Source organism: Pseudomonas brenneri, from assembly GCF_007858285.1.
GTDB classification, from domain to species: Bacteria; Pseudomonadota; Gammaproteobacteria; order Pseudomonadales; family Pseudomonadaceae; genus Aquipseudomonas; species Aquipseudomonas brenneri.
Map to the genome: position 1 here is coordinate 284861 of NZ_VFIL01000002.1, position 24605 is coordinate 309465.

The 24605-nt window shown below is 57.4% G+C and carries 20 protein-coding genes; 13 read left to right on the forward strand and 7 right to left on the reverse strand.

The window, feature by feature from the left end; all coding sequences use genetic code 11:
* Positions 1–841 precede the first annotated feature (841 nt).
* Positions 842–1621 (reverse strand): peroxide stress protein YaaA, encoded by a 780-nt coding sequence (gene yaaA / locus FJD34_RS04600; RefSeq protein ID WP_090291966.1) that lies wholly within the window; start codon positions 1619–1621, stop codon positions 842–844.
* A gap of 196 nt (positions 1622–1817) precedes the next feature.
* On the opposite strand from yaaA, the gene FJD34_RS04605 reads away from it, so the two are divergent.
* From FJD34_RS04605 to FJD34_RS04635, 7 genes are all read left to right on the forward strand, one after another.
* Positions 1818–2942, forward strand: a complete 1125-nt coding sequence (locus FJD34_RS04605) for a polysaccharide deacetylase family protein (protein ID WP_090291965.1) — start codon at positions 1818–1820, stop codon at positions 2940–2942.
* Between the two features lie 323 nt (positions 2943–3265).
* Positions 3266–4660: a PhoH family protein gene (locus FJD34_RS04610; RefSeq protein ID WP_032860002.1), complete on the forward strand. Its 1395-nt coding sequence runs from the start codon at positions 3266–3268 to the stop codon at positions 4658–4660.
* 86 nt (positions 4661–4746) lie between these two features.
* Entirely contained in the window at positions 4747–5220 is a 474-nt protein-coding gene (gene moaC, locus FJD34_RS04615) for a cyclic pyranopterin monophosphate synthase MoaC (protein ID WP_032860001.1), read from the forward strand.
* A complete protein-coding gene (gene moaD, locus FJD34_RS04620) occupies positions 5217–5459 on the forward strand; it encodes a molybdopterin converting factor subunit 1 (protein ID WP_090291964.1) in 243 nt (80 codons plus the stop codon). The genes moaC and moaD overlap by 4 nt, the downstream gene beginning before the upstream one ends.
* Positions 5460–5461: 2 nt before the next feature.
* Positions 5462–5914, forward strand: a complete 453-nt coding sequence (gene moaE / locus FJD34_RS04625; RefSeq protein ID WP_090291962.1) for a molybdopterin synthase catalytic subunit MoaE — start codon at positions 5462–5464, stop codon at positions 5912–5914.
* A gap of 165 nt (positions 5915–6079) precedes the next feature.
* Entirely contained in the window at positions 6080–8104 is a 2025-nt protein-coding gene (locus FJD34_RS04630; protein WP_139115732.1) for a hypothetical protein, read from the forward strand.
* Positions 8105–8134: 30 nt separating this feature from the next.
* Positions 8135–12946, forward strand: a complete 4812-nt coding sequence (locus FJD34_RS04635; protein ID WP_032859998.1) for an RHS repeat domain-containing protein — start codon at positions 8135–8137, stop codon at positions 12944–12946.
* A gap of 60 nt (positions 12947–13006) precedes the next feature.
* Here FJD34_RS04635 and FJD34_RS04640 read toward each other — a convergent pair whose 3' ends face one another.
* The 3 genes from FJD34_RS04640 to FJD34_RS04650 form a co-directional block, all read right to left on the reverse strand.
* Positions 13007–14134 carry an NAD(P)/FAD-dependent oxidoreductase gene (locus tag FJD34_RS04640; RefSeq protein WP_090291960.1) on the reverse strand — a complete coding sequence of 376 codons (1128 nt, stop codon included), beginning with the start codon at positions 14132–14134 and terminating at the stop codon, positions 13007–13009.
* A 152-nt stretch (positions 14135–14286) separates the two neighbouring features.
* On the reverse strand, positions 14287–15741 hold the full coding sequence (gene rhlB, locus FJD34_RS04645; protein ID WP_032859996.1) for an ATP-dependent RNA helicase RhlB: 1455 nt from the start codon (positions 15739–15741) through the stop codon (positions 14287–14289).
* A 96-nt stretch (positions 15742–15837) separates the two neighbouring features.
* Complete coding sequence (locus tag FJD34_RS04650) at positions 15838–16494, reverse strand: alpha/beta hydrolase (protein WP_090291958.1); 657 nt, start codon at positions 16492–16494, stop codon at positions 15838–15840.
* A 344-nt stretch (positions 16495–16838) separates the two neighbouring features.
* Between FJD34_RS04650 and FJD34_RS04655 the strand changes: the two genes are divergently transcribed.
* The 4 genes from FJD34_RS04655 (at position 16839) to FJD34_RS04670 (ending at position 21008) form a co-directional block, all read left to right on the forward strand.
* Positions 16839–17870: an amino acid ABC transporter substrate-binding protein gene (locus tag FJD34_RS04655; protein ID WP_032859994.1), complete on the forward strand. Its 1032-nt coding sequence runs from the start codon at positions 16839–16841 to the stop codon at positions 17868–17870.
* Positions 17871–17942: 72 nt separating this feature from the next.
* Positions 17943–19124 carry an amino acid ABC transporter permease gene (locus FJD34_RS04660; protein WP_032859993.1) on the forward strand — a complete coding sequence of 394 codons (1182 nt, stop codon included), beginning with the start codon at positions 17943–17945 and terminating at the stop codon, positions 19122–19124.
* A gap of 10 nt (positions 19125–19134) precedes the next feature.
* Positions 19135–20232, forward strand: coding sequence for an amino acid ABC transporter permease (locus tag FJD34_RS04665; RefSeq protein WP_032859992.1), 1098 nt, complete (start codon positions 19135–19137; stop codon positions 20230–20232).
* Between the two features lie 11 nt (positions 20233–20243).
* Complete coding sequence (locus tag FJD34_RS04670) at positions 20244–21008, forward strand: amino acid ABC transporter ATP-binding protein (RefSeq protein ID WP_032859991.1); 765 nt, start codon at positions 20244–20246, stop codon at positions 21006–21008.
* A gap of 51 nt (positions 21009–21059) precedes the next feature.
* On the opposite strand, the gene FJD34_RS04675 is transcribed toward FJD34_RS04670, so the two are convergent.
* On the reverse strand, positions 21060–21554 hold the full coding sequence (locus tag FJD34_RS04675) for a type II toxin-antitoxin system MqsA family antitoxin (RefSeq protein WP_032859990.1): 495 nt from the start codon (positions 21552–21554) through the stop codon (positions 21060–21062).
* On the reverse strand, positions 21551–21862 hold the full coding sequence (locus FJD34_RS04680; RefSeq protein WP_065944177.1) for a type II toxin-antitoxin system MqsR family toxin: 312 nt from the start codon (positions 21860–21862) through the stop codon (positions 21551–21553). The genes FJD34_RS04675 and FJD34_RS04680 overlap by 4 nt, the downstream gene beginning before the upstream one ends.
* Positions 21863–22021: 159 nt before the next feature.
* Here FJD34_RS04680 and FJD34_RS04685 point away from each other — a divergent pair, with 159 nt between their 5' ends.
* On the forward strand, positions 22022–22681 hold the full coding sequence (locus tag FJD34_RS04685; protein WP_032859988.1) for a FadR/GntR family transcriptional regulator: 660 nt from the start codon (positions 22022–22024) through the stop codon (positions 22679–22681).
* On the forward strand, positions 22671–23951 hold the full coding sequence (locus FJD34_RS04690; protein ID WP_032859987.1) for a CynX/NimT family MFS transporter: 1281 nt from the start codon (positions 22671–22673) through the stop codon (positions 23949–23951). Before FJD34_RS04685 ends, FJD34_RS04690 begins: the two co-directional genes overlap by 11 nt.
* Here the strand turns inward: FJD34_RS04690 and FJD34_RS04695 are convergent.
* Complete coding sequence (locus FJD34_RS04695; protein ID WP_065944176.1) at positions 23948–24598, reverse strand: DUF1120 domain-containing protein; 651 nt, start codon at positions 24596–24598, stop codon at positions 23948–23950. The genes FJD34_RS04690 and FJD34_RS04695 overlap by 4 nt on opposite strands.
* Positions 24599–24605: the final 7 nt, after the last annotated feature.

Sequence of the window (24605 nt, forward strand, 5' to 3'; positions counted from 1 at the left end):
AATGTTTTAAAGCGTCACTCATGCATAAGGTTATGCCGTGAATAGACACAGCATTCCCGTGTACAGGCATGTTAAAAGTCGAGTGACTAACTAATGCACTCAAGTTGTGCGCAACTTGGCCTTGTTGTTGGGGCTTGCCCTGAAATGCAGCCAGCCTTCAGCGAGAAAGGTCTGGCGCCAGTGCCGCAAAGCCGTGATATGGGCATTAAGCCCTTGTCTATCAGTGCCTTGGGTTGTCTCACTGACCCATTTGGGTAGGCTCAGCCTTGGCCTTATAGGTGATGGTCATGCAACCTGATCGCCTGCCCTCAACTAAATAGTTGGTTGTTAGAACCGAAAGTAAACGTGTATGTGACAACTTTGCTACTTTCGGTGGTCGTTGTGTAAGTCATATCGCACAAGAGCAGAGATAATCGTTACCGGTGGTATGAGCGGCACTTGGGGGCATAGTTCCTGGCCGCTCATCCTGTTTTTCGAAATTTCTTGAAATATTGGCAAAGATGGCACTGGTACTATATTGATAGCACTTGCGGATTTGGCTAGTGGTTATAGGGAGTTGGCGCGGGGATATAGTTTTATGCCACTACTGTTTAAAAAAAGTGGTGCCACTACGAAAAAAACTGACGAATGTCGAGTGAAAGAAACGTTAGAGAATCTGAAGAAATATTTTTGACGCCAAAATAATGACGATTCTGCTGAAGGAATGTAGGACAAATGTGGGAGCGGGCTTGCTCGCGAAAGCGGTGCTTCAGTCAATCTATCCGGTGACTGATCCACCACTTTCGCGAGCAAGCCCGCTCCCACATTTTTATCCGCATTGTTCTTTAGATCGGGCAGCGCTTTATTCCGGTGCGTGATCGCGCAAAAACACCAGGTTATCCGGCTTGGACTGCTCGGCATTGAAGCGATAACCCTGCGCGTCGAACTGCTTGAGCTGGGCCGGGTCGTTGATGCGCTCTTCGATCACGAAGCGGCTCATCATGCCGCGGGCTTTCTTGGCGTAGAAGCTGATGATCTTGTACTGGCCGTTTTTCAGGTCCTTGAACTCGGTATTGATGATCCGCGCGTTCAGGGCCGGGCGCTTGACCGCAGAGAAGTACTCGTTGGACGCCAGGTTCAGCAACACGTCATCGCCTTGCTCGGCCAGTGCTTCATTAAGCCACTCGCTGATCTGTGGGCCCCAGAACGCGTACAGGTCCTTGCCACGGGCGTTGGCCAACTTGGTGCCCATCTCCAGGCGGTACGGCATCATCAGGTCCAGCGGGCGCAGCAGGCCATACAGGCCGGAGAGCATGCGCAGGTGTTCCTGGGCGTAGGTGAAGTCGGCTTCCTTGAAGGTCTGGGCATTCAGGCCGGTGTACACATCTCCCTTGAACGCCAGTAGCGCCTGCTTGGCGTTGGCCGGGGTAAAGGCCGGCGTCCAACTGCCGAAACGTGCGGCGTTGAGGCCGCCGATCTTGTCGGATACGTGCATCAACTCGCTGATTTGCGCCGGGCTCAGCTCGCGCAACTGCTCGATCAACTCCTGGGAGTGGTCAAGGTATTGCGGCTGGGTAAAGCGCGGGGTCGCAGGCCTGGTCTCGAAATCGAGGGTTTTGGCGGGGGAAATCACCATCAGCATGAAGTCGTCTCCTGTAATCGTCGGGGGATTCTAGGGGGTAGGGCGGTTTGACTCCACCTATCAAGCCAATAGCCACGCAATTTCTGTAGGAGCGAGCTTGCTCGCGAAAAACGCCAGGGCACAGCGTGCATGCAGGATGCCAGTGTTATCGTTGACGTTCTTCGCGAGCAAGCTCGCTCCTACAGAGGGACCCGTTGTGCGAATTGCGCTTTTCTTATGCGCCTGGCTGGTGTGCCTGGGCGCCCAGGCGGCCAGTGTGGATGTCGCCAGCCTCGACCGCGGCACCTGGCCGGAAAAACTCAGCAGCCCGGCGCTGTTCGATGTGGCGTCACGCGCCGAAATCCTGATGTTCGCCAACACTCTGCTGGTCAGTGAGGCCCTGGACGAACCTGCGCTCAAGCAGCGCCTGGGCCTGAAGATCATCAACCAGGGGGCTGTCGATGACCTGCGTCGCCACCTGTGGCAACGGCTGCTGGAGAACTACACGTTCGCCCAGCAAAGCTGCGAGCAGGACGCCTCGTTCTGCTACCTGGTGGAAAACATGGACGACTTGCGCGAGCAGGCCGGCAAGTTTGAAGTCAGCGACCAATCCTTCTATATAGGCTGGGCCGGCCCCAGTCGCATGTTTCACCAGCGCTACCTGGACGAGTTGCTGCGCAAGGCCGCGTTGTTCCCGCAGATCAGCAGCGAAGTCGCGCGTTTTGGTGATTTCGAGCGCAATGGCGATGAGCTTAACGACCGGCTGTTCCTGCTGACCTTTGACGGCGGCCCGGCGCCGGTCAACGGTAATACCGACTGGCTGGCCGATTACCTGCGCAAGCAGAAAATGACGGCCACCTTCTTTGCCCTGGGCAACAGCCTGCAAACACGTCTGGAGAAAACTTCGGCCGCCGATGTGCAGGCGTTGTATCAAGGCCAGTGCGTGGGTATCCAGGGCTGGCAATATCGTTCCCACAGCCATTGGGTCGATTGGCAGGACTCCATCACCCGCAGCGCCGCGCTGACCCAGAACCTGCTGCCGGAAAACTACGTGCCGCTGTTCCGCCCGCCCTATGGCCAGCGCCGGGCCGACAGCCAGGGCTTCTTCCAGGCCCAGGGCCTGCAAGTGGCGCTGTGGGATATCGACTCCCAGGATGAGCCTGGGTCGCTCAAGGCCGAGGAGTCGGCTCATCGCGTTTTGACGCTGATGTTGTTGTGGCGCAAAGGTGTGATTGTGTTCCATGACACCCAGGACAAGGCACGGGTCGCATTGCCTCTGTTGTTACAGGCCACGGCGCAAAGTGGGTTGGGTTGGCAGGCGTGTCGGGAGGCGTTTCGCTGAAAAACGCAAATGCCCGGCCCTGTTGGGGATGAGGGGTTTCTGGGGCGATTTGCCGCGACATTTCGATGCAGGCGGACTTCCGACTTTAACGGTGCATCGGGCACTCGGCTAGTGCTATTCGTCATCCTGAAAAATAAACTTCAAAAAAGCGTCAAAGTGCTTTTTTCTGTCATGGGTTTTGCGGTATTACGAAGTCAGATCGCCGAAACCTGCACCACAGGTGGCGTCTTCCCAGACTCCCTTTGCGGTGTATCCGGCGGTCGAATCGAGGCGCAGCACTGTTGTGGTATTGCGTCGACTGGCTCCCACAAAGGTGACCGAGTATGGATGATCATGGACGTACCCCTTCTTCCGACCAGCCAATCCTTTATGTGCTTGATACCAACGTATTGATCCACGATCCAAACGCGCTGCTTAATTTCGAAGAACATCACGTCGCCATCCCCATGATCGTGCTTGAGGAGCTCGACAAGCTCAAAAGCGGGCACCATAGCGTGGCCGCCGAATGCCGCCAGGCCATCCGCCTGATCGACAAGACCCTGGGTGAAGCTTCGCCTGAGGATGTTGAAGTCGGCGTACCGATCCAGCGTGGCAAGGGCGACCCCAAGGGCTTGCTGTCGATCCTGATGAGCAAGCGCAGCGAGCCCAACAGCCTGCTGCCGGAAAACCTCAACGACAACAAGATCATCAACCAATTGATCGACCTGCACGCGCGCGACAAGGACCTGCGCCTGGTGCTGGTGACCAAAGACATCAATATGCGCCTCAAGGCACGAGCGTGTGGGATCGCGGCCGAGGACTACAGTACCGACCAACTGGTCGATGACGTGTCGATGCTGTCCCGTGGTTATCACACCATGACCGGCTCGTTCTGGGACCGCGTCAGCAAGGTCGAGACCCGCCAGGACCATGGCCGCACCTGGCACCAGGTACAGCTGATCGACAACCTGCCGGCGGTGCATATCAACGAATTCATCATCGACGAACAGGGTTTTGTGGGCTGGATCAAAGAGATCCAGGTCGACAAGCTGCTGATCCTCGACCTGCATCAGGAACCCCTGTTGCACCAGGAAGCCTGGGGCCTGAAACCGCGTGACGTGTACCAGAGCCTGGCGCTGTACGCGCTGCTCGATCCGGACATCCACCTGGTCAACCTGACCGGTGCTGCCGGTTCCGGGAAAACCATCCTCGCCCTGGCCGCCGCCATCGAACAGACCATGGTCACCAAGCGCTATCGCCGCATCATCGCTACCCGCAGCGTGCAGGGCCTGGACCAGGAAATCGGCTTTTTGCCCGGCACCGAGGCAGAAAAAATGGAGCCGTGGCTGGGGGCGATCACCGATAACCTCGAAGCCTTGCACATGGATGATGAAAACACCCATGGCAGCGTCGACTACATCCTCAGCAAAGTGCCGTTGCAGTTCAAATCCCTCAACTACATCCGGGGTCGCAGCTTCCAGCAGAGCCTGATTTTGATCGATGAGTGCCAGAACCTTACACCGCACCAGATGAAAACCATCATCACCCGTGCCGGCGCCGGTTCCAAAGTGGTGTGCCTGGGCAACCTGGCACAGATCGACACCCCTTACCTGTCCGCGACCAGCTCCGGGCTGACCTACCTGACAGAACGCTTCAAGGACTTCCCGAACGGCGTGCACATCGCCTTGCAGGGCGTCCCTCGCTCGATTCTGGCCGAATACGCCGAATCCCACCTGTAGCCGTCAGTGTGGGAGCGGGCAAGCCCGCTCCCACATTTTGATCTGCGTTGGGTTTACAATCGGGGCTTCTGATCAGGAGTATCCCCGTGCTGACTCATCTCGATTCCCAGGGCCGTGCCCATATGGTCGACGTCACTGACAAAACCGTGACGTTCCGTGAAGCCGTGGCCGAAGCGCGGGTGCGCATGCTGCCCCAGACCCTGCAAATGATCGTCGACGGCGCCCACCCCAAGGGCGACGTATTTGCCGTGGCCCGCATCGCCGGGATCCAGGCCGCGAAAAAAACCAGTGATCTGATCCCCCTGTGCCATCCGCTGATGCTGACCGGGGTCAAGGTTGAACTCGCCGCCGAAGGGGAAAATACCGTGCACATCGTCGCCCGCTGCAAGCTCTCCGGCCAGACCGGCGTGGAGATGGAAGCGTTGACCGCCGCCAGCGTCGCCGCATTGACCATCTACGACATGTGCAAGGCGGTCGACCGGGGCATGACCATCGAAAACATTCGCTTGCTGGAAAAACTCGGCGGCAAGAGTGGGCATTTCAAGGCGGATCAAGCATGAGTATCAACGTACTGTTTTTTGCCCGCTACAGCGAAGCGGTAGGCCTGGACTCGCTGGAAATGGAAGGCAACTTTGCCACGGTCGATGCCGTACGCCAGGCGTTGGCAGGTGATCCAGGTTTTGAGGTGCTCAACGAGGCCAGCTTGATGTGTGCGCGCAACCAGGAACTCTGCGCCCTCGACGAGCCACTGCAGGCAGGTGATGAAGTCGCGTTTTTCCCACCCGTGACCGGAGGCTGAACATGGCCATTCGTGTACAGGTCGAGGCTTTTGACCCCGGTGCTGAAGTCAACGCGATGCACGCGGCCAATGTCGGCGTGGGCGCGGTCGTCAGCTTTGTCGGTTATGTACGCGACTTCAACGACGGTCTCGACGTGGCGGGCATGTTCCTCGAACACTACCCCGGCATGACCGAAAAAGCCCTGGCCAAGATCGCCATCGAAGCCGAGCAGCGCTGGCCGCTGCTCAAGCTGGAAGTGCTGCACCGCATCGGCGCCCTGGAGCCCGGCGAGCCAATTGTGTTCGTCGCAGCCGCCAGTGCCCATCGCCAGGCCGCGTTTGATGCTTGTGCGTTTGTGATGGACTACCTGAAGACTCGGGCGCCGTTCTGGAAGAAGGAAAATACCAGTGAAGGGGCGCGGTGGGTTGAGGGGCGGGACAGTGATCATGTGGCGGCGGGGCGTTGGAAAGCCTGATTGTTGATTAGTCGATGGTGCCTGTATAAACAAGCTGCCACGTCTGTGGTTTACGGTTATGACGATTGTTGAAGTTATTTCGAATTGAGCTACTTGACTGTCAATTCTGACAGTTATCTTCTTTGAATTTTTAGGATCTACTTTTTCCAAGGATCTGGCATAAAAGTGCGTGCTTTTTGGCTGGTTTCTATTATTTCTTCGGATAGAAATTCATGGGAGAGCGAGATGATCAGGCAATCGGCTAATATGAAACTTGCACATTTTAATGTCAGGTTTGCTGACGGTACTGATTATACGGATGCGCTTTATGCCAATGGGCATCATCAGCTTGAAATCGTTGTTGAGGTTATAAAGGAGGTCGTCGGCCGGTTTAACACTTGGGGTAACGTTCCGTTGACTGATAGTGAGCGTGCGAGTGTAGAAATTGTACCGGTACCAACGGCATCTGATGAGAGTAAAGCGGTCGGATGGATATGTGATACGGAGAAAAATAAATACGATCCAGGGCTTTGGAATCGTACAGGGGAAGATTTAAGTGAGCGAGTACCAAGAAGTGTTGTTGCCGATCCGCGCATAGAAATTGTCAAGCGATACATACGTGTTGAAGAGAATGCATCTCTCGAACCTATGCAGTTCATGGCGACAATTATCTTGGATGGGGAAAACGTCACCAATAGCTATTCCGAATGGCCGACGGATTTTCAATCATCGGTCTTTGTTGCGCCTGTCCTGCCGCCTGAGTTGCTATCTACCGAGCTTACAGAAACGGTCGACTATAATGCTTTTAATGTGGTTAATAAACTCGATGTGGATGTGTACTACTGGAGTGGTGTAAATGGTTTGCGTTTTGTTGATAATTATGGATTGATTGAGCCGTTGTTTGTGCCGAATGAGGGGTTGATGTTTCAAACTTCTTATGGTTTTTCGGGGATATTTAAAGGAGGGGTTTTCAAAAATCCAGCCGCACTATATTGGTATTTAGATACGGTCCACCAGCAGCTTCCTGATATAGAACCGGGCTCAAATCCGGTCATTCGGCGAATAAATGCTAGCATCATGTGTGCAGCTAAGCTTACAACGACGATACCTGAGCTTCCGCATCTTGATTCAAAAAGTAACTGGCGGCTTCGGGACAATTTCGGAACACTCCATATATTCAAGATAGTGCCGTATGAGAGTGGCAATCGGTTGTCGATAGTGCCCGTACCACTGAAAAGGAAGGTTCATTTTTTCCGCATCACACTTCCCAATGGGCAAGATTCAACTAACGCTCTTTATGCCAATAGCCGACATCAGTGCAAAGTAAGCATTGAGGTCGTTGTGGAGCGTGAGACGGTAGATGGTGGATGGGAGGCTGTACCCTTAACCCCCGAAGAAAAAGCCAGTGTGACGGTGACGGCTTATTCGGCGGATGTGAACCAGCCGCTTCCGCTAGGGTGGGCGTGTGATACGAATAAAAATATATATGAAATCGGTCTTTGGGAACGTAGTGCAGAACCTGCAGGAGAGCAAGGCCCGCAAAGGCATGCAGACTCACCAGCTTCAATAGAGGTCATTGATCGTTATATGCGGCTGTTGGCAGGCTCTTCTGTTGAGTCTCGACGGTTTATGGCTAAGATAGTTGTAGGCGGCAAGGTCTATACAACTAACTTCAAGGATGGAAGTTCGGATTTCAATAGTTGGTTGCATATCTCCCCTCAGCGGCCTTATCGAGTGAAAGTTGCTGATCTTCGGCAGACCAGGGATGACCCATTTTGGGATGGGGTTTGGAAGATTGATATTGATGTTTATTATTGGTTGCCTCCTTCGGGTTTGAGGTTTGTCTCCCAGTCAGGACTGGATGCGCCTCTGCAAGTTAGTCATGAGGGGGATTATTTTCATACATCCTTTTGCCAAAGGTCGGGTAGGGTTTATAGAAAGGTGGGGGTGGTTGTCTCTAAGAATATACCCGGATTGAGGCTTCGTTATAATGATATTCATCGGGACGCCCCCGGTCATTGGGATAATCCCTATATTGAGTTTAATCGTGTGAATACAATCATGCGTGCGGTATGGTTTTCTACAGAAAGACCCATCAGTCAGGGAAATGCCGGAACACCTTGGCGCTTAATAGATAACTATGGTTGTGAGCACTCATTTGTGATACGTGAAGACTGGAATACAATTTTGCTGGCGGATTATGAGAATTGACTTGGGTTTTATTAGTGTAGGGAGCATGTCATGAATGTTTACTCCAATGCTTTTAATTTCAGTTCATACTTAAGTGGGTCGGTCGATCCGCGTACTGGTCAATACGGTTGTCAAATCAACTTGGCGCAGTTGTCCCCTCAAGGAGCTCTTGAGGTCAATCGCAGTATTGCTTTGTCATTCTCAATGCTCGGTCCCGAGAGCTCGCTTTATGGAAAAGGCTGGCGATTGAGCAACACAGAGTTTGATCTTGCTACCTCAAAACTTACTTTACTCAGTGGTGAGCAATTTCAGACGCAAGGCATGCCCTCGGTCAAAGGGACGATGATTATCAAGGATCGAAAGCTCCAAGATCTGGTGGTGAAGCGCCCGGATGAAAGTACGCTCTATGTGATTTATAAAGATGGCACGATCGAAGTTTTGCAGCGCACCAACAGTACCCTCCCTTATCGGATCACTTCTATAAAATTCGAAAACGGTGAGACCTTAAGCTTTCGTTATTCCGAGAGTGGGGCTCTGGAACGTATCCTCAATCACAAGCAGGAAGAATTACTGGTACTGACTTACGGGAGTGGGCGCTTACAAATGGCTGATGCCCGGGTTGATGGCGGCCGTTATGCGCGTATGTTGTTTACGCAGTCTAACGGCCGCCTCACTGCGGTCACCGCTCCGTATGACCGTAATGGCGCGCCCGGGACAGCTGCCTATAATATTGTGTACAGGGATCCGTTTCGTAACGGCCTGGTTGCGATCGATCGGATGCAGCTGCCTATGGGAGGGGAGGAGAAAATCAACTACACAGAAAATGGTCATCAATATGCAAATAACCAGTTCATCCCCCGAGTGTCCAGTTGGACGCTGACTCCGGGTAGTAATCAGCCTCGTATCACCCGGACTTATGGGTACAGCCCAGGTCTTAACTTTACAGGGTTCCCTTATGCCGGCGGTTTTCGTGAAGGCGAAGACAATTTGTATCTGGTTGGCAGTGCCTATGACTATTGGACAGAAGAAAAATACCTAGACTCGGAAAACAATGATGCGGTGCTAAGTACTACCCGTACCACCTACAACAAGTTTCACTTACTGATCGAAGAGCGAGTCCTGCGCGAGGGGACGTTGACCACGACGAGCATTGCCTATAACACTAAACCTGGGCTCTTTCCGGCGCAGCCGGCCAATCTCCACCTTCCGAAAACCATCACCAAACAATATGTACTGGCCGCTAACCCAACAAGGACGGTGATTGAGAGTATCGAGACCGACGACTACGGCAACGAACTAAGCCGCACTGACGCTTCCGGAGTTCGCACCGAATACAGCTATTACCCGATCACTGGCGAGAGCGGCAAATGCCCGGCCGATCCTCATAACCTGTTCCAGCGTTACGTGAAGCAAGAGCGCCTCATCCCGGTTGGAGGTACGCCTGCTGCCCGGCTCACCGAGTACACCCACACTCGCATGCCACTAACCGGCGACAGTTATTTTGTCGTGCAGCAGTCGAGCAACCAGGCCGGTGTGTTCAGCATGCAACAAACTTACTACGACACACCTGTCGCGCTGGCCGGCCGGCTGAAGAGCACCACCAGCACCATTGGCGGGCAGTCGTTGGTCAGCGATTTCAGTTACACCATTACCGGCGATACACTTTCCGAAACCCGCCGCCTCAAGGGGCGTGAAGGGCAATGGCTGGAGTCGGCGCGCACGCTCTCACTGGTCAACCGTCGTATATTGTCGATGACGCGAGACGGTGGCAGCACCTTGGCCCTGGCGTTCGATGTCAGTGGCCGGTTGACGTCGGAAACGGCATCCCCCGGCAAGCCGCAGCAAGCGGCGCGGCGTTATGCCTACCATTTTGCGACGCCGACCAAACGTGCTCACCTGATCACTACCGATGCCCAAGGCAACCGCTCAATCACTTACTACGATGGCCTGGGGCGTCAGGTCGCCGAAGCTCAACTGTTGACCGGGGACCAGGAGCGTGCTGCAGGGACCTGGCTGTATGACGCGCTTGGGCAAATCAAGGAAGTGGTTAATTTCGATTACCTGACCGACGGGCAACGCTTGCTCAAAAGCACCTACTCCTACAGTCGTTGGGGCAATGCCAGTCGTGTGACCCGTGCCGATGGCTCTGTGGTGATTGATGAATACGATCCGCAGCTCAATATCAAGCTGGAGGGCATTGAAGGCGGCGAGCGTCTGCGGACGTCTTTCAATGGGCATAATCAGCCGGTAAAGGTGGAGCGTCTCGACACGGCCAATAACAGCGTTGAAGTGGAGTCGCGTACCTACGATGGCTTGGGGCGTTGCCTGTCAGTACGGGATGTCAGCAAAAACCTCACCGAATTTACTTATGACCCGTACGACCGCCAACTGACGGCCACGCAAAAACCGGTAGATGGGACCCCACAACGGTCACGTAAAACAGACTACGTCCCAGGCACCAGTGGAGAAATGGTCAGTGCACTCACTATCGATGGCAAGCGGTTGGGCGCCCGTACTTACGATAGCCTGGGCCGAATGACCAGCCAGGTACGCGGGACAGGGCAAGCCACGACCTGGGAGTACGAAGCGGGTTGGATGGAACCTATCGCCATGAACTCCCCTGGTGGTGGCCGTCAGACCCTGACTTATGACAAAGAGCTGGATGTACCGACTAAGATCGAAATGACAGGGCTACCGATCAGTCACTACCGACATGACCCGGTTACTGCTGCACTGGCTCGCTCGGAGACCAATAGCCTGGTCCATGAGGTGTTTCACAATGCGAGCGGGTATCTGGAGAAAGACGTTCAAACCGCCAATGGCACGGCGTTGACTGCAACGTATGGTTACTCCTCCGGTGGGCGCCTGCAAAATCAAGCCGCTGCCGATGGCCAGCAAAGCCAGTTTGTATACGACACCCGTGGGCGCTTTTCAAAAATGACCGCCGGCGCCATGGCCATTGAACAGAGTTACGACACGTTTAGCCGGCCGCAGACCCTGACCACCACCTACGACAGTCTGAAGGTCGTCACCAGGGTGTCTTATGACACACTGGGGCGTGAAGCCGAGCGCCGCTTTGAGCAGAATGGTGCGTTGTTGCAGACGATGACCAGTACCTATCACGGCAACAGCATGCTGGCGACACGCGTTCTTCGGGATGCGAGTTCACGTGTAGTGATCGGTGAGACATTCACCTATGACGCCTACTTGCGGTTGAAGACGTACCGTTGCGAAGGTCTTGAACATCCTAAGGATCACCAGGGGCGTGGCATCGTCGGGCAGGATTTCAGCTTTGACAGCCTCAACAACATCACCCGGGTGGTGACCACCTTTGCCGATGGCACGCAAGACACCTGCGTGCGCTATTTCACGGGCACCGACCCAACCCAACTGACCCGGGTGACTCATACCCGGCCGGTGCAGGATTTCACCCTGGCCTATGATGCGGCGGGCAACGTGAAGACGGCGCCTTCAGGCCAGGTCTATACGTACAATGGTTTTGATCAACTGACCGCAGTACAGGCCGGCCCCCTCAAGTACAGCTACCAGTACGATGCCGAGTCTCGCCAGGTAAGCGCCTCCAGAGGCAACGAGGCGCCTGTGATGCTGGCGTACTCTGGTGATCGCCTGGATGTTCTGGTTGAGGGGAGCAAAAAGATCCGCTACTTCGACGGTAGGGATCAGGTGATGGCGCGCAGTGGTGGCGTGGATGGGCCGCAACTGCATGTCAATGATGCCGCAGGCAGTGTGCGCGGCGTATCGGCCCCGGGGCGGGCTCATGTGCGGCGCCATTACACGCCTTATGGCGACGCGCAGATACCTCTGGATGACGGTAAGGTCCGTACCATGGCTGACCTGCAACTACCGGCGTTCAATGGTCAGCGACTGGATGTTGCGAGCAATCTCTACTTCCTGGGCAATGGCCAGCGTGCCTACGATCCTGACTTGATGATGTTTCTGCAAGCTGACCCACTAAGCCCATTTGATGAGGGGGGAATCAACGGTTATGCCTACTGTGCGGGCAACCCGATCAACCTGATCGACCCCAGTGGGTTGTGGCCGAATTGGTTGAAGTGGGCGTTGACCGGGGCGGCATTGGCGCTGTCGATAGTGACTCTAGGGTTCGCCGTTCCGGGGGTTATAGCCGCAGCGGCGGCGTATACGGCGGCGGCAACTGCGGCCGCGGTAGCTACGGCTGCTGCCGCTGCTACTGCGAAAGCAGCGCTTACTACGGCAATGATAGTTCTTGCCTCCAAGCTCGCGCTGGCTACCGCTTCGGGGTTGGGTGTTGTTGGGGGGACACTGGGTACTGCGGCGCTGAGCATCGCTGAGGTCGACAGGAAGATGGGCTGGGACCGCTCGCGCCACATCAATAACCTGGGATGGGCTTCATTCGGATTTTCTATTGCTTCATGGTCTGTCAGTCTGGCAGGGGCTTACACGTCGGCAAGCCTGGCCTTTAACGCAGCAGCCAAAGCCGGGGCGGCCAAGGATTTTATCAAGTACCCCGGTTTTTTTGATACCCCGGTAGGGAGTGGCATTCTGGCAGCAGGTAAGCGCATGGTGGGTTTGAGCTATAAGTTCACCGATAAACAGGGAATCACCACGTTCAGCAAGATTTACGGTGTCACCCGTTTTGCATTGCGAACCACCAACTTTGGCCGGGCAATAGAAGCCAGAAGTAAAACGGCACCCGCAACTCCGGCTCCTGAGGCGGATCCATCAAGTTTCTCGACTCAGCCCCAGCCACAAGCGACGGGCAGCCGTTTGACCGATATGCCGAGCAGCAGTGCCAGCTATTACCAGGCATTCAGAGACGAGGCGACACGTATTCGCCAACCGATCCTGGGGGAATTGTTTTAAGGGTAACCGATGAGGCAGGAGCGGGAGCATGGCGCCAATGGGTTTGCGTCATGCTCCCGCTCAACTAAAACGCCTGGGTGACAGCATCGCCTCGCTCAAACCTGCTTGTTGCAAGCACTCGGGCAACCCCAACCCACGTACCAGCGCCGCACTGGCCTGGCCCATCGCCGGTGAGGTCTGAATCCCATAGCCACCCTGAGCCGCCACCCAGAACAACCCCTCCACCTGCGGATCAAAACCGCAGACCAGATCACCATCGCTGACAAAACTGCGCAACCCGGCCCAGGTCCGGGCCGGACGGCGGATGGTCAGGGTCGTGGCCTCTTCAATGTGATAGATGCCCGTGGCGATATCCAGCTCTTCGGGCTGTACGTCGTGAGGTTCCACTGGGTCGGCATTGGCCGGTGAGCCGAGGAACATGCCTGCGTCAGGCTTCATGTAGAACGAGCCGTCGAGGGCGGCCAGCTCTGGCCAGTCATGAATATCCAGCCCGGCAGGCGGGGCGAACACAAAGGCGCTGCGACGCTTGGGTTGCAGGCCGATTTTCTGCGCACCGGCCAGTTCGCCAATATGATCGGCCCAGGCACCGGCCGCATTGATAATGACCGGCGCACAAAAGCGTTGCTGCGAGGTGCGCACTTGCCACAGGCCTTGATCGTCACGGTTGAGCTTTTGCACTTCGCTGCTAGTGTGGATCACGCCACCGTTGCGCCGAATACCACGCAAATAGCCCTGATAGAGCGCGTCGGTGTCGATATCACAAACCGTCGGGTCATAGATCGCGCCGTAGACTTTCTCCCGGCGCAGGATGGGCAGCATCGCCAGGGTTTCTTCGAGACTAAGCAGGCGGGTTGGCGGGACCAGGGCCTTGGCGCTCAGGTACTGGCGCTGCAGCTCGTCGGGGTCGCCGATAAAATCCACGAGGACTTCGCCACGGGGCATGAGCAATGGATGCTCGGTAAAACCTGTGGGCGGATGATCGAAGAATTCGCGGCTGCCCAGGGTCAGGGCGCGCACTTGCGGGGTGCCGTAGGCGGCGATGTACAGGGCGGCCGAGCGTCCGGTGGAGTGATAGCCCGGCATGGACTCACGCTCCAGCACGATGACGCGGGCGTGTCGGGACAGCCAGTAACCGGCGGAGGCACCGGCAATGCCGCCGCCGATGATGATGTAGTCGGCTTGGGTCATGGGTTCCTCCTGGAATAGGTACTTGAAGATAGCGCAAGACTAATGTGGGAGCGGGCTTGCTCGCGATAGCGGTGTATCAGTCGCCGAATCTATTGACTGATCTATCGCTATCGCGAGCAAGCCCGCTCCCACATTTTTTACCGCATTCCAGCTTAAGGGCGCTTGCGTTCTACGGCGCGCAACAAGTGCGTCGGCGGTGTCTCACAGCTGATCTTGCGCCCCAGCAGCGCCTCGATCGACGGCAACTGGTACGAATCATCTTCACCGGCAAAGCTGATCGACACCCCGGCAGCACCTGCACGCCCGGTACGGCCGATGCGGTGTACGTAGTCGTCCGGCACTTCCGGCAGGGTGAAGTTGATCACGTGGCTGATGCCGTCGATATGAATCCCGCGACCCGCCACGTCAGTGGCCACCAGCACGCGGATCTTGCCCTCGCGAAAGCCTTCCAGGGTCTTGATGCGCTTGTGCTGCGGCACATCGCCCGACAGTTGCGCGGCGTTGACGCCATCGCGCACCAGGCGTTCTTCGATGCGGCGCACTTCGTCCTTGCGGTTGGCAAACACCATGACCCGTTCCCAACCGTTGTCGTTGACCAGGTTGTAAAGCAGTTTGTATTTGTCGGCACCGGCCACGGCATAGATATGCTGTTCGACGTTTTCGCTGGCGACGTTTTCCGCTTCGATTTCGACGATGGACGGGTCAGTGGTCCACTGCTTGGCGAGGTTCATCACGTCTTCGGTGAAGGTCGCGGAGAACAACAAAGTCTGACGCTCGTTTTTCGGCGGGGTCTGGCGAATGATCTGGCGCACTTGTGGGATGAAACCCATGTCGAGCATCCGGTCGGCTTCATCCAGCACCATCACTTCAACCATGTCCAGATGCACGTCGCCGCGCTGGTTGAAGTCCAGCAAACGGCCCGGCGTAGCCACGAGGATGTCGCAGTGCCGCGCTTCCAGGTGCTTGAGCTGCTTGTCGAAGTCCATGCCGCCCACAAACGTCATGACGTTGAGGCCGGTGTATTTGGTCAGGTCGGCGGCGTCCTTGGCGATTTGTACCACCAGCTCCCGGGTCGGTGCGATGATCAGCGCCCGTGGCTCGCCCATGTAGCGTTCTTTGGGCGGCGGGGTCTGCAGCAGTTGGGTAATGATGGAAACCAGGAAGGCAGCGGTCTTGCCGGTACCGGTCTGGGCGCGGCCAATGGCGTCTTTGCCGGCCAGGGTAAAGCCCAGCACTTGTGCCTGGATCGGTGTGCAATACGGGAAACCCAGGTCCTGGATGGCGTGCATCAGTTCCGGGGCCAGCTTGAAGTCATGAAAGCGGGTCTTGCCCTCTTGCGGCTCGACCACGAAGTCTTCCAGTTTCCACGGCTTGACCACGGGTTTTGGCGCACGTTCGCGGCGCGGTTTTTCCACGTGTGCGGGTTCAGCGGGCTGCACGGCGGTAGCGGCTGGCGGCTGTTTTGGTGAGGCAACGGGCGCGGTTCGGCCAGGCTGTTTACCGTCATTGCGGCTGCCGGGAGCTTGGACAGGGGCGCTGGGAACAGGGGCGAGTGGTTCAGCCTCGCTTTTACCGAACATCTTCTTGAGTGCTTTGAGCACGGTCATCTCATCAATTGGTTAAGGAATGTACGCCGGCCAGTGTAATGCAAGAATCGGGCGCGGCGTAGTGTGTTGGTCATGCGGCTACACAATGCCTGGTTTTCAACCCAGGCGGCCGGCCAGCCAAGTGCCGATATCGCGGATTTCCTCGGGTAACACTTCGTGACCCATTGGGTATTCCTGCCATGTCACGGTGACACCACGCAGTTTCAAATGCTCGTAGGCACTGCGGCCCATGGCGTTCTGCACCACTTCATCGTACTGGCCATGCAGGCACAGCGCCGGAATTCGCTGCTGGCTCGCCGACAGTTCGAGCTCGTCGCTGAAGGTTGGCGCATAAGTGGAGAGGGCAAGCACGCCACCGAGGGCACCCTGCCATTTCACAAACGCGGCGTGTAGGACCACGGCGCCACCCTGGGAAAAGCCGGCGAGGAAAATTCGCGATGCGTCTATTCCGCTGGCTTTTTGCTGCTCGATCAAATCAATGACCATTTCGGCCGACTCATCCAACTGTTCTCGGCTGATGGCCCGTGCTGGGCTCATGGCCAATATGTCGTACCAGCTGGGCATCTCGTAGCCACCATTAATGGTCACCGCACGGCTCGGTGCCTGGGGCAAAACAAAGCGGGTGGACAGCAAGGTTTCTTGCAGCGCCTCGGCCACCGGCAAGAAGTCGTAGCGATCGGCACCCAGGCCATGCAACCAGATTACGCAGGCGTCTGCGGGCTTGGCGGGCTGAAGAATCAAGGGTTCGGTCATGTTTGCTCCATATATGTGCGTGCGCGCCGATGGGGGGCGTTGGGGTGGTGCGAAAAAGGTGATTCAGTTAACAAGATGTCGCATGGTTGACTGTTTTGCGATGGTTCATGGGCTGAAACGGCTCAGCTGCCACTCTGGTACGGCGCTTGCTATGCGTAGGTCGATGTCAGAACTTTCCGAGGACGGTAACACTATCAGTGACTGCCGCCTGTGGGATACCGCTGGAATGACAGCACCAGCCTCTTGCCGCTTGACCCTAAAAAAAGCCAACACGGGTCGATATCGCCTCATAAGGGTGCGCAGAGGTTGGCGCTTCGACACAACAAGAGCAACTGGAGGTTTGAATGAAGGTATTGAAGTCCACCCTGGCCATCGCGACTGCGGCGACCGTATTGGGTATCAGTGGCCTGGCCCAGGCCGGCGCCACTTTGGATGCGGTGCAGAAGAAAGGCTTTGTGCAATGTGGTGTCAGCGACGGCCTGCCGGGTTTCTCGGTGCCGGATGCCAGCGGCAAGATCCTCGGGATCGACGCTGACTACTGCCGCGCCGTGGCCGCCGCTGTTTTCGGCGATGCGACCAAGGTCAAGTTCAGCCAGTTGAACGCCAAGGAGCGTTTCACCGCGCTGCAGTCTGGCGAAGTCGACATCCTGTCGCGCAACACCACCATGACCAGTTCTCGTGATGCGGGCATGGGCCTGAAATTCCCCGGGTTTATCACGTACTACGACGGCATTGGCTTTTTGGTCAACAACAAGCTGGGCGTGAAAAGTGCCAAGGAACTGGACGGTGCAACCATCTGCATCCAGGCCGGTACTACCACCGAGCTGAACGTTTCCGACTACTTCCGTGGCAACAACCTCAAGTACACCCCGATCACCTTCGATACCTCCGATGAAAGCGCCAAGTCGCTGGAGTCCGGGCGTTGCGACGTACTGACCTCCGACAAGTCCCAACTGTTCGCCCAGCGCAGCAAGCTGGCCGCACCGAAGGAGTACGTGGTGCTGCCGGAAACCATTTCCAAGGAGCCCCTGGGCCCGGTCGTGCGTAATGGCGATGACGAGTGGCTGGCCATCGTGCGCTGGGTGGGCTACGCCATGCTCAACGCTGAAGAAGCCGGTATCACTTCGAAAAACGTCGAGGCTGAAGCCAAGGCCACCAAGAACCCGGATGTCGCCCGCCTGCTGGGCGCTGATGGCGAATACGGCAAAGACCTGAAAGTGAAGAAAGACTGGGTCGTACAGATCGTCAAGCAGGTCGGTAACTACGGCGAAGTGTTCGAGCGCAACCTGGGCAAGAGCACCCCGCTGGAAATCGACCGTGGCCTGAATGCGCTGTGGAATAACGGCGGCATTCAATACGCACCCCCAGTGCGCTGATCGCTGATGGTTCTATCACCCGGTGGGCCAACCGCCGGGTGATGTTCTGTTCCATTTTTTGCGGGGCACTTCATGCAAACTCAAATCGGCGCACCCAAGCAGAAGCTCAGCTTCAGCGATCCCAAAGTGCGCGCGTGGCTATTCCAGATCATCACCATCGTGGCGGTGGTCTCGCTGGGCTGGTACTTGTTTCATAACACCCAGACCAACATGCAACACCGGGGTATTACCTCCGGTTTCGACTTTCTTGAGCGCAGTGCCGGCTTCGGCATCGCGCAACACCTGATCGACTACACCGAATCGGACAGCTATGCCCGGGTGTTTGTGATCGGCTTGCTCAATACCTTGCTGGTGTCCGTGATCGGTGTCGTCCTGGCGACCCTGCTCGGCTTCATCATCGGCGTGGCGCGCCTGTCACCCAACTGGATGATCAACAAGCTGGCGACGGTGTATGTGGAAGTGTTCCGCAACATTCCGCCGCTGCTACAGATCCTGTTCTGGTATTTCGCGGTGTTCCTGACCATGCCGTTGCCGCGCAACAGCCATAACGTTGGCGATACCTTCTTCATGAGCTCACGGGGCCTGAATATGCCGGCCGCACTGGCGTCTGAAGGTTTCTGGCCGTTTGTCGCCAGTGTCGTCGTCGCTATCGTGGCGGTCGTGTTGATGACGCGTTGGGCCAACAAGCGCTTTGAGGCCACCGGTGTACCGTTTCATAAGTTCTGGGCGGGCCTGGCGCTGCTCATCGTGATTCCGGCGTTGTGTACCTTGGTCTTCGGCGCACCGTTGCACTGGGAAATGCCCAGGCTTGCGGGCTTCAACTTTGTCGGCGGCTGGGTATTGATCCCGGAACTGCTGGCGCTGACCCTGGCGCTGACCGTCTACACGGCTGCGTTTATTGCCGAGATCGTGCGCTCGGGTATCCAGTCTGTGAGCCACGGCCAGACCGAAGCTGCGCACTCCCTTGGCATGCGCCCAGGCCCCACGCTGCGCAAGGTCATCATCCCGCAAGCCCTGCGGGTGATCATCCCGCCGCTGACCAGCCAATACCTTAACCTGGCGAAAAACTCGTCGTTGGCCGCCGGTATCGGCTACCCGGAAATGGTTTCGCTGTTTGCCGGCACGGTGCTCAACCAGACCGGCCAGGCCATCGAGGTCATTGCCATCACCATGAGTGTGTACCTGGCGATCAGTATCAGCATTTCCCTGCTGATGAACTGGTACAACAAGCGCATTGCGCTGATCGAGCGGTGAGGAAACACCCATGAGTACGCATACTTTCAAACCTGATATGCCGCCGCCGGGCAAGGTCTTCGGCCCGATGGCATGGGTGCGCGCCAACCTGTTCTCCAGCTGGCTCAACACCCTGCTGACCTTGCTCGCGTTCTACCTGGTGTACCTGGTTGTACCGCCGATTCTGCAGTGGGCGATCCTCGACGCGAACTGGGTGGGGACTACCCGCGCCGACTGCACCAAGGAGGGTGCCTGCTGGGTATTTATCCAACAGCGTTTCGGGCAGTTCATGTACGGCTACTATCCCAGCGACTTGCGCTGGCGCGTGGACCTGACCGTGTGGCTGGCCATTGTCGGCGCGGCGCCGTTGTTCATCTCGCGCTTGCAGCGCAAGGCGGTCTACGGCCTGGGCTTTCTGGTGGTGTACCCGATCGTGGCTTTCTTCCTGTTGCATGGCGGCGTCTTCGGCCTGACCAACGTGGCGACCAGCCAATGGGGCGGGCTGATGCTGACCCTGGTGATCGCCACTGTCGGCATCGCCGGCGCCTTGCCGCTGGGCATCATGCTGGCGTTGGGGCGGCGCTCGAATATGCCGGCGATTCGTGTGATCTGTGTGACCTTCATCGAGTTCTGGCGCGGCGTACCGTTGATCACCGTGCTGTTTATGGCCTCGGTGATGCTGCCGCTGTTCCTGCCTGAAGGCATGAGCTTCGACAAGCTGTTGCGCGCGTTGATCGGGGTGATCCTGTTCCAGTCGGCCTACGTGGCAGAAGTGGTGCGCGGTGGCTTGCAGGCGATTCCCAAGGGGCAGTACGAAGCGGCCGCAGCGATGGGCCTGGGCTACTGGCGCAGCATGGGCCTGGTGATTCTGCCGCAAGCCTTGAAGCTGGTGATACCGGGCATCGTCAACACCTTTATCGCGCTGTTCAAGGATACGAGCCTGGTGATCATCATCGGCCTGTTCGACCTGCTCAACAGCGTCAAGCAAGCCGCTGCCGATCCCAAATGGCTGGGCATGGCCACTGAAGGCTATGTATTTGCGGCCCTGGTGTTCTGGATTTTCTGTTTTGGTATGTCGCGCTACTCCATTCATTTGGAACGCAAGCTCGACACTGGCCACAAGCGTTAGGAGTTCTTTTGATGAGCGAAGCAATCAAACAGCCGGTGAGCCCTGAAGGCATTATCCAGATGCAGGGCGTGAACAAGTGGTACGGCCAGTTCCACGTGTTGAAAGACATCAACCTCAACGTCAAGCAGGGCGAGCGTATCGTCCTGTGCGGCCCGTCGGGCTCGGGCAAGTCTACTACCATCCGCTGCCTCAATCGCCTGGAAGAACACCAGCAGGGCCGCATCGTGGTCGATGGCGTGGAACTGACCAACGACCTCAAGCAGATCGAAACCGTGCGCCGTGAAGTGGGCATGGTGTTCCAGCACTTCAACCTGTTCCCGCACCTGACCATCCTGCAGAACTGCACGCTGGCGCCGATGTGGGTGCGCAAGATGCCCAAGCGCAAGGCCGAGGAAATCGCCATGCACTACCTGGAGCGCGTGCGCATCCCGGAGCAGGCCCACAAGTTTCCGGGGCAGTTGTCCGGTGGTCAGCAACAGCGCGTGGCGATTGCCCGGGCGTTGTGCATGAAACCCAAGATCATGCTATTCGACGAGCCGACGTCGGCCCTCGACCCGGAGATGGTCAAGGAGGTGCTGGACACCATGATCGGCCTGGCCGAAGACGGCATGACCATGCTCTGCGTGACCCACGAGATGGGGTTTGCACGGACCGTGGCCAACCGGGTGATCTTCATGGACAAGGGCGAGATCGTGGAACAGGCGGCGCCGAATGACTTCTTCGACAACCCGCAGAATGAGCGGACGAAGTTGTTCTTGAGCCAGATTTTGCATTGATCGATGTTTGAAAGCATAAACCCGGCCTGGCGCCGGGTTTATTTTTTTGGGCTAGGACGTTTTGAGTGCTTCAGCGTCGTTGTTCACCGTGTAGGTGAATGCACCGCGCATATCAGCGCCGTCCGCCAGGGTTTTTGCGTCTGCCAGCAAGTGTGGGTGACGATCCAGTAAGCGCATCAACAGCACCAAGGGTTTGGGCGCCAGAAGCTCGCCGCGCTCGTACCGGGAGAACGCGTTGTGACCGCCCCCGGACAGCAATTGCACCGCTTCCTTTTGTGTAAGGTGCAGTTTGCGGCGGGTGCGTTTCATCTCGGCGCCGATCATTTGCCGGGCGGCGAGGGTCAGTTCATCTTTTGCCTCTGCGTAGCGATCTGCGCTGTCGTTGTCAGGATCCCAGAAACCGTCGCCGCAGACCTCGCATTCCCAGCCTGAAAGGTTGTCGACCCGTCGCTCCATGCCTTTGACGCTGATGGTTTCGCTGCGGCCCTCGAAATAACTCAATGCATCGGGGGCGCCGCAGATGTAGCACAGCTCAGTTTTTTTCATGGGTTTTTCTCCTTGAAGGAGACTACTGGAGGTCTTCCGTCTGTGCGGTAAGTGACCTTGATGTAAATCTCCCTATCTTTTGAGTAAGTGTGATACACGTCCTGCCAGACTCTATGGTCTCCATAAGTGGTCATCGACTTGTACAACCTCCAGTTTTGTAACTCATAGATGACGCCCTGCATTTCCTCGATGCTGAAGCCGAGCTCCTCACCGCACTCTTGTGCTGCCCGGGTAAACGCTTTCTTCCCAAGCCGCCTGACATCAGCCTTTATCACCGCCAAATCGTAATGAGGTGTGTACTTTTCCATAAGACACCTGACTCCAATAATTACCCTTTAAGGGTAATTTTACTAATCGAAAATTCCGCTCCTTTACTCGCCTGAAAACCCTAGTGCGTTGCTTCTGTGGGCAACTCCGAATAGGCTGTACGAAAATTCATCCTATGATTGGACGAAAGCGAAAATCCGATGACAGACATCGCTCCGCTGATCAAACGTTCCCTGGTCGACCAGGCCCTGGACCAACTGCGCCAGCGCATCACCCAAGGCAAGTGGGCGATTGGCGAACGCCTGCCCACCGAGCCCGAGCTGTCTGCCGAGCTGGGCATCAGCCGCAACACCGTGCGCGAGGCCATGCGGGTGCTGGCGTTCTCGGGGTTGATCGAGATCCGCCAGGGCGATGGCAGTTACCTGCGCTCGATGACCGACCCCTTGGGGGTAATGAACGCCATGTCTCATTGCACCCTGTTCCAGGCCCAGGAGACGCGGCAGATTCTCGAAGTCGAGGCCATTGGCCTGGCCGCTTTGCGCCGAACCCCAGAAGATTTACGACGGTTGCGCGAAGCGTTAGACGCCAGCGGCGAGCACTACCATGGTGATCTGGAGCACTACATTCGCTGCGACCTGGTGTTCCACAAGCGCTTGGTGGATGCCGCTCACAACCCGGCCTTGAGCGAGTTGTACCAATACTTTTCCAGCATCGTCGGCGCCCAGTTGCGCCAGACCCTGAACATCAAGCCACGCCGCCAGGCGGTGTTCGACCTGCATGTCGAGCTGCTTGAGGCCGTGGAGCAACAGGACCCGGAGCGCGCCAAGGCATTGTCCCGGCAGTTGATCAATGAACCTTGACCCTGAGAGCGCCATGTCACGCCCAGAAAACACCCTTGAAGAATTGCTGATCGACGCCGAGGCCGACGACGAGATGGTCCAGCACAGCCCGCCGTTGGTGCATCGCCCGTGGCTGTTGCTGCTGGGCCTGATCCTGGTGGCGCTGAACCTGCGCCCGGCGTTGTCGAGCATGGCACCGTTGCTCAGCGAAGTGTCCAGCAGCCTGGGCTTGTCGGCGGCCCAGGCTGGCCTGCTGACCACCTTGCCGGTGCTGTGCCTGGGCCTGTTTGCGCCCCTGGCGCCGATCCTCGCCCGGCGCTTTGGTGCCGAGCGAGTGGTGCTGGGCATCTTGCTGACCCTGGCGGCCGGGATCATTTTGCGCAGTTCGTTCGGTGAGGTCGGGCTGTTCGCCGGCAGCCTGCTGGCCGGGGCCAGTATCGGCATTATCGGGGTGTTGCTGCCCGGTATCGTCAAGCGTGATTTCGCCAGGCAAGCCGGCACCATGACCGGTGTCTACACCATGGCCCTGTGCCTGGGGGCGGCGCTGGCGGCAGGGGCCACGGTGCCGTTGAGTCACTTCTTCGGCGACAGCTGGAACATCGGCCTGGGCTTCTGGGTTCTGCCAGCGCTGGTGGCGGCGCTGTTCTGGTTGCCGCAAGTGGGCCAGAAACACGGGGCCCACCAGGTGGCCTACCGGGTCAAAGGCTTGCTGCGCGATCCGCTGGCCTGGCAGGTGACCTTGTACATGGGCCTGCAATCGTCCCTGGCCTATATCGTTTTCGGTTGGTTGCCATCGATCCTCATCGGTCGAGGCTTGACCGCTACCCAGGCCGGGCTGGTGTTGTCTGGCTCGGTCATTGTGCAGTTGGCCAGCTCCCTGGCGGCGCCGTGGTTGGCCACGCGTGGCAAGGACCAGCGTCTGGCCATTGTGGTGGTGATGCTGTTGACCCTCGGTGGTTTGTTCGGTTGCTTGTATGCCCCACTGGACGGTTTGTGGGGCTGGGCGATTTTGCTCGGCCTGGGGCAGGGCGGCACCTTCAGCCTGGCGCTGACCTTGATCGTCCTGCGCTCGCGAGACGCCCACGTCGCCGCCAACCTGTCGAGCATGGCCCAAGGCTTCGGCTATACCTTAGCGTCCCTTGGCCCGCTCGCGGTGGGCCTGGTGCATGACTGGACCGGCGGCTGGACGGCCATCGGCTGGATTTTTGCGGTGATCGGCCTGGGTGCAATCGTCGCGGGGTTAGGCGCCGGGCGTGCGCTGTATGTGCAGGTCAGCAGCGAGAAGCTCTAGAGGTACACCACCTCCAGGGTCGCCGAGCCGTCGAGCAGGGTGTCGGTGCTCAGGTCCAGGTTCTGCCTGGCATTGATCACCGCCGCGACGTTGACCGTGCTGATCAACTCCTGGATCGCCGAAGGCCCGGCAACGCTGCCTTGGGTGTCGGTGAAACCCAGGTAACTGTTGGCACCGATATCGATGGGGTTGAGGTTGGATGTGCGCCAGGCCACCCCACCCGTGGTGGACTCGGTGCCGTAGGCAGTAGTGGTGCTGTCCACCTGGGTGTGGCGCGGGTCAAAACTCATGGAGTAAAGGCCGAGTCGATTGCCGCTGTGGTCCAGCCCCAGGCCGTAGTAAATCTCACTGTTGACCGTGGCCGTGCCATCACGGTTGTCGCGCATGCGCAGGGCAAAACGACTCGGGGCATTGCAGGCAATGCTGACTTGCAGGTATTTGATCGGCAGTCGTGTGCCCCGGTCGACGTTCAGGTCCTGTTGGGAGATCTTGCCGTAGTCAATCAGGCCGCCACTGGACAGCCGCGGCGTACAGGCGATGGGCGTGATCCGGCCCTTGACGGTCAGGTCCACGGTCGACGCCGCCAGTGCATGTTGGGCCGAGGGCAGTAGCAACAGGGACGAAAAAACCAGGCAGTACTTTTTCATGGGGTGG

What these genes read in the sequence shown, in the direction of transcription:
- FJD34_RS04610 (WP_032860002.1), top strand. Translation starts at nt 3,266, where the DNA reads ATGGATGATCATGGACGTACCCCTTCTTCCGACCAGCCAATCCTTTAT.
- FJD34_RS04635 (WP_032859998.1), top strand. Translation starts at nt 8,135, where the DNA reads ATGAATGTTTACTCCAATGCTTTTAATTTCAGTTCATACTTAAGTGGG.
- FJD34_RS04650 (WP_090291958.1), bottom strand. Translation starts at nt 16,494, where the DNA reads ATGACCGAACCCTTGATTCTTCAGCCCGCCAAGCCCGCAGACGCCTGC.
- rhlB (WP_032859996.1), bottom strand. Translation starts at nt 15,741, where the DNA reads ATGACCGTGCTCAAAGCACTCAAGAAGATGTTCGGTAAAAGCGAGGCT.
- FJD34_RS04675 (WP_032859990.1), bottom strand. Translation starts at nt 21,554, where the DNA reads ATGAAAAAAACTGAGCTGTGCTACATCTGCGGCGCCCCCGATGCATTG.
- FJD34_RS04660 (WP_032859993.1), top strand. Translation starts at nt 17,943, where the DNA reads ATGCAAACTCAAATCGGCGCACCCAAGCAGAAGCTCAGCTTCAGCGAT.
- FJD34_RS04640 (WP_090291960.1), bottom strand. Translation starts at nt 14,134, where the DNA reads ATGACCCAAGCCGACTACATCATCATCGGCGGCGGCATTGCCGGTGCC.
- moaD (WP_090291964.1), top strand. Translation starts at nt 5,217, where the DNA reads ATGAGTATCAACGTACTGTTTTTTGCCCGCTACAGCGAAGCGGTAGGC.
- FJD34_RS04655 (WP_032859994.1), top strand. Translation starts at nt 16,839, where the DNA reads ATGAAGGTATTGAAGTCCACCCTGGCCATCGCGACTGCGGCGACCGTA.
- moaE (WP_090291962.1), top strand. Translation starts at nt 5,462, where the DNA reads ATGGCCATTCGTGTACAGGTCGAGGCTTTTGACCCCGGTGCTGAAGTC.
- FJD34_RS04665 (WP_032859992.1), top strand. Translation starts at nt 19,135, where the DNA reads ATGAGTACGCATACTTTCAAACCTGATATGCCGCCGCCGGGCAAGGTC.
- FJD34_RS04690 (WP_032859987.1), top strand. Translation starts at nt 22,671, where the DNA reads ATGAACCTTGACCCTGAGAGCGCCATGTCACGCCCAGAAAACACCCTT.
- FJD34_RS04685 (WP_032859988.1), top strand. Translation starts at nt 22,022, where the DNA reads ATGACAGACATCGCTCCGCTGATCAAACGTTCCCTGGTCGACCAGGCC.
- FJD34_RS04695 (WP_065944176.1), bottom strand. Translation starts at nt 24,598, where the DNA reads ATGAAAAAGTACTGCCTGGTTTTTTCGTCCCTGTTGCTACTGCCCTCG.
- yaaA (WP_090291966.1), bottom strand. Translation starts at nt 1,621, where the DNA reads ATGCTGATGGTGATTTCCCCCGCCAAAACCCTCGATTTCGAGACCAGG.
- FJD34_RS04680 (WP_065944177.1), bottom strand. Translation starts at nt 21,862, where the DNA reads ATGGAAAAGTACACACCTCATTACGATTTGGCGGTGATAAAGGCTGAT.
- FJD34_RS04670 (WP_032859991.1), top strand. Translation starts at nt 20,244, where the DNA reads ATGAGCGAAGCAATCAAACAGCCGGTGAGCCCTGAAGGCATTATCCAG.